The sequence below is a fragment of the Acinetobacter sp. LipI_19 genome (assembly GCF_058242925.1).
The window spans coordinates 2,444,842-2,458,195 of the sequence record NZ_JBZAYK010000001.1 but is presented as its reverse complement, the minus strand read 5'-3'; the positions used below and the strand labels follow the sequence as shown (position 1 = coordinate 2,458,195).

The following is a 13,354-nucleotide window of genomic DNA, read 5'->3' as shown; positions in this document are numbered from 1 at the left end:
ATACATGTATGAGCGATTCGAATTATCAAGCATTAAGCGCACAATCCAATACGCCATTGGAATTACAAAAGTTTGAACAATTGAATTTGAAAGAAATAGGTTTAAATACTGAAGATTTTAATGAGGTTGTAAATGCGCATAAAGACTTGGCCAATATTAATCATGCTTCCGTTGCTGAATACGGTAAAAATATTGCGACCAAAACATCTTCATATACTGATGAATTACTCAACTTAGTCAAAAATAAAGACTTAGATGTCACTGGGCAAAAATTAAATGAAGTCGTTCAAGTTGCTCAGCAATTAAACACATCGAGTATTTTAAATCAATCAAAAAATTCAGGATTTATTGGAAGCATACTCAGTAAGTTTAAAGGTGCTAAACAAAGTTTCGATCAACATTTTAATACCACCAAAGAGCAAATAGATTCATTGGTCAAAGAAATTGAAACATCACAAACAGGTTTAAAAGCACGGGTAGAAACATTAGATCGTATGTTTAATGGTGTTCAAGAGGAATATCGACAGCTGGGTGTTTATATTGCCGCAGGTCGAATTAAGCAAGTAGAAGTGCAGCAAGAAATTGCGACTTTATCTCAGCAAGAGCAAGATCCTAAAATCAATCAGCGTGTTTATGACCTTAACCATTTAGCCAACAATCTAGAAAAGCGGGTGAGTGATTTACAAGTCTTGCAACAATCTGCAATGCAAACCTTACCGATGATTCGTATTATTCAATCCAATAATATGATGTTGGTCGATAAATTTTATGCCATAAAAAATATTACTTTACCTGCATGGAAAAACCAGATCAGCTTAGCGATTTCTTTAAATGAACAACGAAATAGTGTGCAGCTTGCCAACACGATTGATGATGCAACCAATGAGCTATTAAAACGCAATGCAGATTTACTTCATCAAAATTCTGTGGATACTGCCAAAGCCAATCAACGTTCAGTGATTGATATTGAAACGCTTGAACATGTTCAAAATACCCTGATTAAAACTGTAAATGATGTTATTCAAATTCAGAAAGAGGGTATGCAAAAACGTGAAGAGGCTTCGACTCGGATTAAAGCGCTTCAATCGAATTTGCAACAGTTGGTATTAGATACCAGTACGCATCAATCCTAAGCCAAATTTTAAATCTTGGCACAATCTCATCTAAAGGTGTAAAGGTTGACTGAAAAAACGCAATATCCTGTAGATATTCAACAGATCGAACACGGACTAAAAATACTTCAGCATCGAAAACGGAATTTGATGGTTTCTGCTGTGGTTTTATCCTCTGTCGGTATCGCAAGTTTTGTTTCTGTTTTTTTTCAACAGGAATTGGTTTTTAACTTGTTCGGTGTGGCACAACAGGTTCATCAGTTACATTTGCCATATATTCTAGATCAGCAATTAAGAGAATATATCCATCAACCAGACTATCTTATGAATGCATTGTCATGGTTTGGTTGGCTGATCTTAAAATTAATTGTATCTTTTATTGGTGCATTTATTATTGTTGGTATATTAAGAAAAATTCGCTTTTTTAAGGTGCGCTTGCAATCTTTTATCCTTAAATTTGTTGCATGGCTTTTATCCTTGATTGTGCTATGGTCTGGTTTGACTTATGTGCAATATGATCTAAAAGATGATGAAGATAAAGAGTTAAAATCATTTATAAAGTATGATCAAAACATTCAGCAAAGCGACATTTATCAATATCTGCAAAGATCGGATGCGCCTGATACAGTACAAAGCTATTTATTGGCACAAACCGCCTTGATGCATAAACCTATTGATAAGGTTGTGGCTACGGTTTACGCAGAAAAATTAATTAAAGCTGAGCAATTTGATTCCCGCTTTTTAGAATACGGCTTTAAACCGGAGCAATTATGGACAATTCAATATCAGGTATTTAATCGAGCGCTTTCCCCGATTGCGCAAGGTGTTGAAGCGCAAGTGAATCGTGCAAGCTTCTGGTCGAACATTGTTGAAAAGGTTTTATGGGGAATTTCAGCACTCAGTTTATTTTTTAGCTTGATGATTTATTGGGTGGCAAGTCGAATTGCGAAACGTTTACATCGAATTGGCCATCGCATCGGTTAATGTAAGCCACAAAGCTTATGCTTTGTAAAAATCTTGATAAAAAGCACTTTTGCTGATCACAAAAGTGCTTTTTATTGTTCGAAAATTAAATCTCGTTGTACTAAGCGACATCTTTCGCTCTGTTGGTAATCAGGTCTTTCAGTTCTAAGGTGTCAAAGGTTTTATCCCAGATTTCACCATCTACAATATAGTAGGGAGTAGGATGTTTACCGAAACCTTGTACATACTGGGTGATCTCAGTTTGTTTGTCTGCGATTTCCTTATGTTGAATAGAACGTAGAACTTTCGTGCCATCCAAGCCCATACCTTCAATGATTTGTTTCAGAACTTCAGGGTTGGCAATGTCTTTACCATGGGCGAATATGGCGTGGAATAAAGCCTGCGTTAATGCGAATTGGTCAAAGATATTGTCTAAAGCCAATATCGCCTGATGGGCTAAACGGCTATTGGGCATACGCTTCATATGCTCAATATCCACGGTTAAATCTTGACTATAAGCAGCAAATTTTGCCATATCAAGTTTACGATTGGCTTCTTTGGTTCCATATCTTTCAGTCAGGTATTGATAAACATCTAAGCCTTGTTCTGGAATTTCGGGTAAAACTTGCACAGGTAATAATTCGATTTTTTTCGCCATCGGTTGATTCCAATGTTGTTTGAGTTTTTCAAACGCCACATAACTCATTGGATAGACTATATCGAATACGAACTCTATTTTCATTGTTTTACCTCTTCACTTATTTATACAGGAATTGTGAATAAGTACACCTTGTTGTACTTAATTGGAGAAACCACAACATAAATTTAGCTTAAAACTTTGTGGCTTAGCTGCGCATGATTTTTTGTAGAGAGATGGTCGAAGAAAATATTATTTTTGTTGAAAATTAATCTAATTTTAAGTTTCGAGGAAGTCGGTGATGTCTATTGATTTTCTTGCCAATGCCCATATATACCAGCATTAGAGAATTTAAATTTGAGAATAGGGGGATATGCTGATGAGAAGGTGGCTGATTTTTGTTAAACTAAAAAACCGATTGATTTAATAAAAACAAACTGTTTTATCTATTTTTTAAATAGACGTAATATACATTCAACGAAAGAAATTTACTCCCTTGGAGATTGTTAGCATGTTAGATACAAATACTTCTGCTCAATTAAAAACCTTGTTAGAGCGCCTTGAAAACCCAATTGAAATTGTTGCTTCTTTAAATGGTTCTGGTAAGTCAGATAAAATTAAAGAATTGGTGACCGAAATTGCTGCACTGTCAGATCAAGTGACTGCCCGTTACGATGGTCAGAATGATCGTAAACCGAGCTTTGGTATTGCAAAAGTAGGTGAACAACCTCGTGTATTCTTTGCTGGTTTACCGATGGGGCATGAGTTTACCTCATTAATTTTAGCTTTATTACAAGTATCAGGTTATGCGCCAAAAGTTTCTGATGAAATCTTGGCTCAAGTCAAAGGTTTAAATTTGACTGCGAATTTTGATGTATTCGTTTCTTTAAGTTGCCATAACTGTCCAGATGTTGTTCAAGCACTTAACTTGATTGCAATTAATAATCCTGGTACTACGGCAACCATGATTGATGGTGCATTCTTCCAAGATGAAGTTGAAGAGCGCAAAATCTTGGCTGTACCTATGGTTTTCCAAAATGGTGAACATATTGGTCAAGGTCGTATGACTTTGGAAGAAATCGTTGCGAAATTGGACAGTGGTGCTGCGGCTAAAGATGCTGAAAAGCTGAATGCTAAAGAAGCGTTTGATGTATTGGTGATTGGTGGTGGACCTGCTGGTGCAACATCTGCGGTATATGCTGCACGTAAAGGGATTCGGACAGGTATTGTTTCTGAGCGTTTCGGTGGTCAGGTCATGGACACCATGGATATTGAAAACTTTATCTCAGTACAAAAAACACAAGGCCCTAAGTTTGGTTCAGATATGGAAGCACATGTTCGTGAGTACGGTGTGGACATTATGAATTTACAAAAAGTGAAAAACATTGTTGGTGCTGATCAAACAACTAATGGTTTAGTTGAAGTTGAATTGGAAAATGGTGCAAAACTTGAATCAAAAACGGTCATCTTATCTACAGGTGCACGTTGGAGAGAGATGAATGTACCTGGTGAGAAAGAGTACAAAACACGTGGTGTTGCGTATTGCCCACACTGTGATGGTCCATTATTTAAAGGCAAGAAGGTTGCCGTGATTGGTGGGGGTAACTCAGGTGTAGAGGCCGCAATTGATCTTGCTGGTATTGTTGAACATGTCACATTGATCGAGTTTGATACTCAACTTCGGGCTGACCAAGTGCTTCAAGATAAATTGAATAGTTTGCCAAATACCACTGTGATTTTGAATGCACTATCTACAGAAGTGATTGGTGATGGTTCGATTGTGACAGGGTTGAAGTATAAAGACCGTGCAACAGACGAATTGCATACCATTGAACTTGCGGGAATCTTTGTACAAATTGGTTTATTGCCAAACACAGATTTCTTAAAAGCAACTGCTGTAGAGCTTTCAAACCGGAATGAAATTGTGGTAAATGATCGTAATGAAACCAATGTAAAAGGCGTATTTGCTGCGGGTGACTGTACAACAGTACCTTATAAACAAATCATCATTGCAGCTGGTGAGGGTGCAAAAGCGTCTTTATCTGCATTCGATTACATCATTCGTTCAGGTCAATAATCTTTCAATGATTACACGTTGAAAAGCAAGCCAAAGTGCCGTAATGACAACTTTGGCTTGCCTTAACATTTATCCCATATTTTACCCTTAATAGGAATTGAGTTGCTAACAGCTCAATTCCTTTTTTTGTGTTGAAGGTTGAATACTATTGAATAGAGCTTGCGAAAATAAGCTTTGTTAATGTTGTAAATCTTGAACAAGCGCAATGGTTTTTCGTTCTGCGGCTTGGATCGATTGCGCTAACAACTCGCCACCAAATTCCTGATACTCAATTGCGATTTCATGAAATTTTTCGATACCTATAAAATTGAATGCTGTTTTTATTGCAGGTTCAGCATGATTGGGAAATGGCGCATCAGCTGAATCAAAGTCATGCCCACCACGGGCAGAAAGGATAATCATAGTTTTTTGATGATCCAAAAGCCCTGAGTACGGTTGCTCTTTGCTAAGATCAAATGAGTAGGTTTTATTCATTCTCACGATGTGATCAATATAGGCTTTTAGATGAGCAGGTGTCCCAAAGTTATACATCGGTACGCCAAGCACAATAATATCTGCCCAATATAATTCTTCGATAAACTCATTACTCAGTTGTAGGCGTTGTTGTGCCTTTTCTTCAGATTCTGCATAGCCAAATTCAGAAATGATCCACTCTTCATCAATATAAGGGGGTGGATTTCGACCTAAATCACGATGTTTAACTTGTACAGATGAATCAATTTCATTCCATTGATCAATAAATAATTCGGTTAAGCGTCGGCTTAAAGAACCATGGGGGTGCGTACCTGAGATACCTGTTCTTAAACTAGTATCTATTTTTAGTATATTTGTCATGATTGTTACTCAATTTGTTGTTTGTTCAAATTGATTTTTCTAGAATATGAAAAAAACAACAAACGATAAAAATACATGTTATAACTGAATGAAATTCATTTATATTTTGCGCGGTGATCTTCTGTGATTTTGCATAATTCCTTGGAGCAATTGTTGGCTTTTCAGCATGTCGCTGAACAACTCAGCTTTAAAAAAGCAGCAGACCAATTGTTTTTAACACCTACCGCCTTAAGTCATCGTATTAAGAAGCTGGAACAGCAATTGAATATTCAATTATTCGAACGACGTACCCGCTCGATCAGCCTAACGCCAGAAGGAGAGTATTTACTTAAGCATGTGCAATCAGGTTTTGGGCAGATTCAAACGGCTTTGTTTCAACTTGAGCAAAATAAACAAAGATTATTGACCATTACCACAACACCATCCTTTGCAAGTGAGTGGATTATTCCTTATTTGCCAGAGTTACAAAGTCGCTTTCCCAATATTATGTTTCGGGTACATGCAAGTTATGACCTCGTTAATATGACTTCAGGTCTCTATGATTTGGCGATTCGGTATGGTTCAGGGGGCTATCAAGATGTTGATGCGGAATTATTAGCAGTTGATGAATATGTTGCAGTCGGGCATCCTTCTTTGGATATTGCAACTATGAACTGGACGACTGTGCCATTGATTCACTTTACCTGGGGAGACGAATACTGTCCAAATCGAGTCAATTGGCAGAAATGGTTTGAAAAACAAGGCTTACATATTCAAGCAGGGCAAGCGCAGGTATTTTATACACAAGAAAGTCATGCAATTCAGGCTGTATTGTCTGGACAGGGTATTGCATTATTAAGCCGCATTTCAATTGCCAATGATTTACAACAAGGGCGGCTGAAAATTGTATCTCCATGTGTTGAAACTGCATGGAATTACTATTTTTTAACTTTGCCAGATGCTGATTTTATTGTAAATGAAGTCAAACAGTGGTGTAAGGAGAAGTTTTCGCAAAATTTTGCCCATGAATGAAGATCTATGAGTTTTTTCGTCGCTTAGCTTTTTGCTTATATTACCTATCTTGAAATTAAAATTTAAATCAAACATGATTTTTTTCAATAAGAAAAAAGCCAAAGTGTTCCCCAAATACACCTTGGCTTTTCCCTAATATTGTTGTTTTCCCCTTTTTATGAGCTGTGTTGCCATACAGCTCAGCTCCATTTTCTTTATTGTTATTGTTATTTGGACCAATGCGTTAACTAAGCAAAATACGTTCCAAGATTAGAATTGGTGTCGGATTTTGTCTTAGCCAAACAAACTTAGATAATGAAAGCGATTTAATAATTGCGCTTTGCTTTCTATATGTTGTGGATTTTGAACAATACATTCAATCGGACAGACATCCACACAGGTTTGATGTTCATAAAACCCGACACATTCAGTACAACGCTGTGTATCAATTTCATAGAACTTTTCTCCCTCAAAAATTGCCTGATTGGGGCATTCTGGTACACACATATCACAATTGATGCACTGGTCTGTAATCATTAAAGCCATTTCGATATCCTAAACTGCTTGGTAAGCCAATGATGATGCTGAAATATCAGTAGTTGAATTTGGTAAGTTTCTAATTAATAAGGCATATTGCATATCAATATCGGCCGGAATTGGAATTTCTACAATATATCCTGAGCCTTTTGCATCTATGATCGGTTGTCTGTTTTTATCTAAAATTTCATAAAGAATAAATGTGATGTTGCCAGATGTGGTCATGAGTTCCATAGAGTCACCCACAACAAAACGATTCTTTACCTCAATTTTGATGTAATCATCATTGCGTTCAAGTACTTCACCAACAAATTGTTGATGGTCAAACTGAGAAGAGCCAGTTGCATAGTTTTGATATTCGGTATGGACATGGCGACGTAAGAAACCTTCGGTATAACCTCGATTGGCTAAACCTTCGAGTTGTGACATTAACGCCCGATCAAAAGGTTTTCCCTGTAGAGCATCATCAATCGCTTTGCGATAAATTTGTGCTGTTCTAGCGCAATAAAAGTAAGATTTGGTGCGTCCTTCGATTTTTAAGGAATGAATGCCCATCTTGGTTAAACGATCTACGTGCTGAACTGCACGTAAGTCTTTAGAGTTCATAAAGTAAGTGCCATGTTGGTCTTCTTCAGCAGCAAACATGTCTTCTTTATGACGTTGTAATAAAACCGGTTCGCCAAATTGATGTTGTTGTATGGCGTGTTGCTCGTCGGCATCTTTATTGTTGCAACAGTCTGATGCTGTCTCCAGTTGTTGGACTGGAATGACATCCCCAAATGCATCTTCTGTTGCTTCGTGAATATTGTATTCCCAGCGACATGCATTGGTGCAAGCGCCTTGATTTGCATCACGTTTATTCATATAGCCTGAAAGTAAGCAACGACCGGAATAAGCCATACAGAGTGCACCGTGTACGAAAACTTCGATTTCCATATCGGGTACATTCTGTTTAATTTCTTCAATTTCCTCGATAGATAACTCACGTGACAAAATGACACGAGTGAGTCCCATATTTTTCCAAAATTTTACGGTTGCCCAATTGACCGCATTTGCCTGTACAGAGAGATGGATGGATATTTGTGGGAAGTTTTCTCGAACCAGCATGATCAAGCCAGGATCTGACATGATCAGTGCATCAGGTTGCATGGCGACCACAGGTTCAAGATCGCGAATAAAATTTTTTAATTTAGCATTATGCGGTTGAATATTCACCACTACATAAAATTTTTTGCCTAAGGCATGCGCTTCAGCAATACCCATTTTTAAATGATCATGATCAAACTCATTATTACGAACTCGTAAGCTATAGCGAGGTTGACCTGCATACACCGCATCGGCACCGTAAGCAAATGCATAACGCATATTCTTCAATGATCCTGCTGGTGATAAGAGTTCAGTAATGTGTGAGATGCTCATATAAATTTAAAAGGCATACTAAAAATATGGTTTTATTGTAAGGGTTTGAAAATAAGATTCAACCTAGTAAAACACTCAGGATTAACTGGGTGAGTTTTTATTAAAACACTTAATATTCAATATTTTATGTTTAATTAATTGGGTTTTTTGAAAAACCCTAAAAAATTATTTAAGCCTTTTTAATTGCTGATCGATAATAATTTCACCATCTTCTTTACTAAAAGCAGCACGCTGTGGCACAGATAAGAGATCTAAAACCAATTCAGATGGTCGACATAAACGAACACCCAATTCAGTCACGACAAAGGGGCGATTGATTAAAATCGGGTATTGCAACATGAAATTAAGCAGTTGATCGTCAGTCCACTCTGTTTGATCTAGTTTTAAGGTTTTATAAACATCAACATTTTTACGCAGTGCATCTCGTACCGACAAAGCAGATTGCTGAATTAAATCGATGAGCTGAGTTTTGTTAGGTGGATACAGTAAATATTCGATCACTTCAGGTTCGATACCTGCATTTCGAATGAGTGCAAGGGTATTACGTGAAGTCTCACAGGCAGGATTATGATAAATCTTAATTTGAGATGACATCGATCGACTCTCTGTTAAAAGCAATATTGCATTTATATATGGATATGCGTATATTCGCAATAGTAAATATAAGTTAAACCATAAAATTGAGTAATTGCGATGGATCAACCTGATTTCTTTAAGTGCTTATCTGACCCAACTCGTTTGGATATTTTAAAACTTGTGTTGGCACAGGGGAACGTTTGTGTTTGTGAAATCACTGAAGCGTTAAATTTAAGTCAGCCAAAGATTTCTAGACACTTGGCCTTGTTGAGAAATTTGTCCATTTTAATTGATCAACGCAAAGGCCAATGGGTGTATTACCGTTTAAATCCTGAATTACCAGAATGGGCCAATGCAGTATTAAACATAATTGCAGGGCAAACTGCGAATTCAGTTGTGGGTCGTTCAGACTTGATCCAAATCAACAGTTGTTGTGAGTAAGCTGTTATGAACTCAAATCAGCCAACTTCGCGGCTTTCTTTCTTAGATCGGAATTTAACTTTGTGGATCTTTATTGCGATGGGATTGGGGATCTGCATCAGCGTATATTTCCCGCAGGCTTCGGTGGCTTTAAATCGTTTAAGCCTAGATTCAGTCAATATACCCATTGCGATAGGTTTAATTTTGATGATGTATCCGCCACTTGCCAAAGTGGATTATGCGACCTTAGTGCAAGTCTTCAAAGATAAACGAACGCTGACTTTATCTTTGCTACAAAACTGGTTAATCGCGCCGTGCCTGATGTTTGCCTTAGCGATTGTGTTTTTACATGCTTATCCTGAATATATGACGGGTTTAATTCTTATTGGTTTAGCACGTTGTATTGCGATGGTATTGGTATGGAATAATTTAGCATGTGGTGATAACCAATATGTCGCAGCTTTGGTTGCTTTTAATAGTATTTTCCAAATTGTCTTTTTTAGTACTTATGCTTGGTTGTTTTTAACAGTTCTACCACCGTATTTTGGTGTAGCAGGAGAAGTTATTGATGTTAGCTTCTGGACGATTACACATGCGGTTTTAATCTATCTAGGTATCCCATTTTTATTGGGCTTTCTAAGCCGGATCATTCTAGTTAAACGTAAAGGATTAGATTGGTATCAACATACGTTTATCGCTAAAGTCAGTCCGCTGAGTTTATTGGCATTGTTATTTACCATTGTGGCGATGTTTAGTTTAAAAGGGGCGGATGTAGTTAGCTTACCATTCGATGTACTGCGAATTGCCATCCCATTAACCTTGTATTTTGTGGTGATGTTTTTCCTGAGCTTTTTTATGAGCAAATGGATGGGCAATGATTATCCTAAAACCACAGCGATTTCTTTTACTGCAGCAGGAAATAACTTTGAATTGGCGCTTGCTGTCGCGATTGCAACATTTGGATTGGCTTCACCTGTCGCATTTACCACGATTATTGGTCCTTTGGTTGAAGTTCCCATATTGATTGCCTTGGTCAGTGTATCGCTATGGCTGCGTAAAACTGTTTTTAGATAAATGTATTGGCACAATCAGTAACAGAAATAGTCGAAAGACTTATTTAACACAATGTAAAGTCAAACTGTCAAAAAATTAGGTACAAGAATATTATTTTTATTAATAAATATTTTTAGTTAAATCAATTGTATGGGGGGTTTTAGGTTTTAAAGCTTGCAATGCCGCACCATTTATTCAAAATTTAAATAACTTTGCGAAGACAATGTCTCCCTTTTCTTAGGGGATGACAAACCTTGCGCTGCAAACAAAACCTTGTTTTGTGTTTGCTCATGCTGAGCGAGAGGGACATCCTATATCCCCCCACTCAATGTCGATATCCATGTCGTCATGTGATAGCTGCACCTTGTATGATTTAAAAGGAAAAATGAGTTAATAACTAATGGTTTTTAAAAGTTCATTTAAAAATATACGCTTTATTGATGATCCATGATTTGATTTAAATCACTTATATGAATAATTGGTTGATTTAACTATAAATTATTCCGATGCTTCAAGTTTTTTGACAATCTGACAATGATCAATGGTGGTGTTCGAAGAGCAGGATTGACGTAATTCATGCAGTTGCGATTTAAAATGCTGTAATTCATATATTCGAGTTTCTACATGTCGAATATGTTCTTCAATCAATTGGTCAATGATTTTACAACCTTGTTCAGGATGTTGTAGATGCTCTAAAAGTTGAGTAATTTCATATAAGGTCATATCTAATGCGCGGCAACGTTTAATAAAAATAAGCCGCTTTAATGTTTCATCATCATAATATTTATAATTATTATCTGCACGGTAACTGGATCTGATCAAATTTTTTTTCTCATAAAAACGCACAGTATCGGTCGACAGCTGAGTTTTTTTAGCGAGGTCACTAATTAAGTATTGCTGCATGGCTTATTTTCCTGAATCAACTTGACCTTGGACTAACTCCATAGTTTTAAATAGCAGTATAGCTGATTTTTTCATCATTTTTGACGCATGTGCTGATTTTCTTTAAAACGCCAACTTGACTGAAAAATAAGCAGATAAGTCCATTTATATTGAATCAAGGAGAAGTGTCATGGCGTGTACGTGTAGTCATGAACCTGCACCACAGAAACCGAATAGCAAGTTTAGAACGGCTTTGTGGATTGCACTGTTTATTAACCTTGCCATGTTTTTTGTTGAATTGATTGGTGGGGCGTATGCACATTCTTCTGCACTTTGGGCGGATTCTCTGGATTTTTTTGGTGACTCGGTCAATTATGCCGTCTCTTTAGCGGTGTTAGGCGCAAGTCTGTACTGGCGTGCGACCGTTGCCTTATTTAAAGGGGCAATCATGGCAATTTTTGGTTTTGTCGTGATTGGCAAAACGATTTATGCCTATACGAAAGGGATCCCTCCAGAAGCGATTACCATGGGAGCGATTGGTGTATTGGCTTTAATCGCCAATGTGATTTCAGCCCTTGTGCTTTACGCTTTTAGAGATGGGGATTCCAATATGCAGTCTGTTTGGCTGTGTAGTCGTAATGATGCGATTGGAAATGTCGCAGTAATCTTTGCAGCAATTGGGGTGTTTGGTACAGGAAGCATGTTGCCAGATATTATTGTGGCTGTGATTATGGCGACTTTAGGCTTAACAGGCGGTTATCAGGTGATGAAGAAAGCATTACAAGAACGTAAACAAAATATGCCGACTCAACAAGTACTACAATGACGCTCATCTAAACCACAATAAGGTATTTTTGATCTCAGCAATGGGATCAAAAAACCATCATGAAGCAAGTACTTAAATTTCAACTATACGTGTTGCCATTTTGCTCCAAAAATTATTCCAGAGTTCTAAATACTCAGACTGGACTTGGTCCAAATACTGTTGGTTGTTTTGATCATAGCATTGTATCAGTAGGGTCCAAATGTCATCTTGGTGGTTGTCATCATTGGCAAGGGTCGCGTCATTCTGATCAGCCAGCCCATGACAAGCATAATAACCTTCAATAAATTTACTGTTGTAAATGGACATGTTGTTGCGGAGTGCTTCACTAAACTTTATGACTTGCAATTCTGTACAAGCCAAAATGAGCAATAATTCTGTATAAGAATTGATATGTTGGTGAATAAATTGAGCCAATGCGAAAGCTTCTATTTCAGTCTGTTGCTGATCTAATGGATCTAATTCCAACTGCTGCATCAATTTTAAAAAATAAACCAGATGTGATTTGGATGCAGCGCTTTTTTCGAGTTGGTGTGTATTGAAACCCAGTTCATCAATTAAGTTTAGCGACAGTAAGTAGCGTGCATATATTTTAGCTGCAATCCTATTTTCTGGATGAATATTATGATTTTTTTCGAGGCTAACGGCTTGATAAATTACCATGCTAAGTGCATCTGTAAAATTTTTAACAATCGCCGTAAAATAATTAATATGAATAAATTTAAGCTGTTCAAGCGTCAGCTGGCTTTGATTCAACTGGACTAATATGGGATGCTTAAATAAAACATGACAGTGTGTTTGCCGTTTTAAGTTTGCGATAGCTTGAGTATTTTGCTGCCATAATTCAGGTTGCAAGGAATTTTGAATGAAATGCAGCAACTCGAAACGAGTATGTTCAGATTGCGTGAAAGATAATATGCTCATATGCTGCATTAAAATTTTAATTTTGCCGTTTTTATAATAGTAAAAAACAATTTGTTTTGCTAGTATTTATACAGGTTTAATATTTTATATTTCATATACTTGCCTTT

14 protein-coding genes are annotated in these 13,354 nt (G+C 37.0%); 7 read left to right on the top strand and 7 right to left on the bottom strand.

The window, feature by feature from the left end; genetic code table 11:
• Positions 1–8 precede the first annotated feature (8 nt).
• Positions 9–1,133 (top strand): toxic anion resistance protein, encoded by a 1,125-nt coding sequence (locus AC4CVF_RS12065; protein ID WP_419328929.1) that lies wholly within the window; start codon positions 9–11, stop codon positions 1,131–1,133.
• A 45-nt stretch (positions 1,134–1,178) separates the two neighbouring features.
• Positions 1,179–2,096, top strand: coding sequence for a hypothetical protein (locus AC4CVF_RS12060; RefSeq protein ID WP_336954715.1), 918 nt, complete (start codon positions 1,179–1,181; stop codon positions 2,094–2,096).
• Positions 2,097–2,196: 100 nt separating this feature from the next.
• Here the strand turns inward: AC4CVF_RS12060 and AC4CVF_RS12055 are convergent, their stop codons facing one another.
• Positions 2,197–2,817, bottom strand: a complete 621-nt coding sequence (locus AC4CVF_RS12055) for a DsbA family oxidoreductase (RefSeq protein ID WP_336954714.1) — start codon at positions 2,815–2,817, stop codon at positions 2,197–2,199.
• 406 nt (positions 2,818–3,223) lie between these two features.
• Here AC4CVF_RS12055 and ahpF point away from each other — a divergent pair, with 406 nt between their 5' ends.
• Entirely contained in the window at positions 3,224–4,789 is a 1,566-nt protein-coding gene (gene ahpF / locus AC4CVF_RS12050; protein ID WP_490789520.1) for an alkyl hydroperoxide reductase subunit F, read from the top strand.
• 177 nt (positions 4,790–4,966) lie between these two features.
• Here ahpF and AC4CVF_RS12045 read toward each other — a convergent pair whose 3' ends face one another.
• Positions 4,967–5,623 carry an FMN-dependent NADH-azoreductase gene (locus tag AC4CVF_RS12045; protein WP_419328933.1) on the bottom strand — a complete coding sequence of 219 codons (657 nt, stop codon included), beginning with the start codon at positions 5,621–5,623 and terminating at the stop codon, positions 4,967–4,969.
• A gap of 153 nt (positions 5,624–5,776) precedes the next feature.
• On the opposite strand from AC4CVF_RS12045, the gene AC4CVF_RS12040 reads away from it, so the two are divergent.
• Positions 5,777–6,634, top strand: a complete 858-nt coding sequence (locus tag AC4CVF_RS12040; protein ID WP_419328935.1) for a LysR substrate-binding domain-containing protein — start codon at positions 5,777–5,779, stop codon at positions 6,632–6,634.
• A 273-nt stretch (positions 6,635–6,907) separates the two neighbouring features.
• On the opposite strand, the gene AC4CVF_RS12035 is transcribed toward AC4CVF_RS12040, so the two are convergent.
• The 3 genes from AC4CVF_RS12035 to arsC all read right to left on the bottom strand — a co-directional run bounded on the left by AC4CVF_RS12035 (position 6,908) and on the right by arsC (position 9,163).
• Positions 6,908–7,159 carry a YfhL family 4Fe-4S dicluster ferredoxin gene (locus AC4CVF_RS12035; RefSeq protein WP_004721738.1) on the bottom strand — a complete coding sequence of 84 codons (252 nt, stop codon included), beginning with the start codon at positions 7,157–7,159 and terminating at the stop codon, positions 6,908–6,910.
• A 9-nt stretch (positions 7,160–7,168) separates the two neighbouring features.
• Positions 7,169–8,569, bottom strand: a complete 1,401-nt coding sequence (gene trhP / locus AC4CVF_RS12030) for a prephenate-dependent tRNA uridine(34) hydroxylase TrhP (protein ID WP_490789519.1) — start codon at positions 8,567–8,569, stop codon at positions 7,169–7,171.
• Positions 8,570–8,734: 165 nt separating this feature from the next.
• The gene (gene arsC, locus AC4CVF_RS12025; protein WP_490789518.1) at positions 8,735–9,163 is read right to left on the bottom strand and encodes an arsenate reductase (glutaredoxin); all 429 of its coding nucleotides are present in this window, start codon (positions 9,161–9,163) and stop codon (positions 8,735–8,737) included.
• 99 nt (positions 9,164–9,262) lie between these two features.
• Here arsC and AC4CVF_RS12020 point away from each other — a divergent pair, with 99 nt between their 5' ends.
• Both AC4CVF_RS12020 and arsB read left to right on the top strand, forming a co-directional pair.
• Positions 9,263–9,586: an ArsR/SmtB family transcription factor gene (locus AC4CVF_RS12020; protein ID WP_490789517.1), complete on the top strand. Its 324-nt coding sequence runs from the start codon at positions 9,263–9,265 to the stop codon at positions 9,584–9,586.
• 6 nt (positions 9,587–9,592) lie between these two features.
• On the top strand, positions 9,593–10,639 hold the full coding sequence (gene arsB, locus AC4CVF_RS12015) for an ACR3 family arsenite efflux transporter (RefSeq protein WP_490789516.1): 1,047 nt from the start codon (positions 9,593–9,595) through the stop codon (positions 10,637–10,639).
• 477 nt (positions 10,640–11,116) lie between these two features.
• Here arsB and AC4CVF_RS12010 read toward each other — a convergent pair whose 3' ends face one another.
• Positions 11,117–11,521 (bottom strand): Cd(II)/Pb(II)-responsive transcriptional regulator, encoded by a 405-nt coding sequence (locus AC4CVF_RS12010; RefSeq protein ID WP_490789515.1) that lies wholly within the window; start codon positions 11,519–11,521, stop codon positions 11,117–11,119.
• 169 nt (positions 11,522–11,690) lie between these two features.
• Between AC4CVF_RS12010 and AC4CVF_RS12005 the strand changes: the two genes are divergently transcribed.
• On the top strand, positions 11,691–12,326 hold the full coding sequence (locus AC4CVF_RS12005; protein ID WP_105714259.1) for a cation efflux transmembrane domain-containing protein: 636 nt from the start codon (positions 11,691–11,693) through the stop codon (positions 12,324–12,326).
• 72 nt (positions 12,327–12,398) lie between these two features.
• Here AC4CVF_RS12005 and AC4CVF_RS12000 read toward each other — a convergent pair whose 3' ends face one another.
• The gene (locus AC4CVF_RS12000) at positions 12,399–13,247 is read right to left on the bottom strand and encodes a hypothetical protein (RefSeq protein ID WP_333667007.1); all 849 of its coding nucleotides are present in this window, start codon (positions 13,245–13,247) and stop codon (positions 12,399–12,401) included.
• Positions 13,248–13,354: the final 107 nt, after the last annotated feature.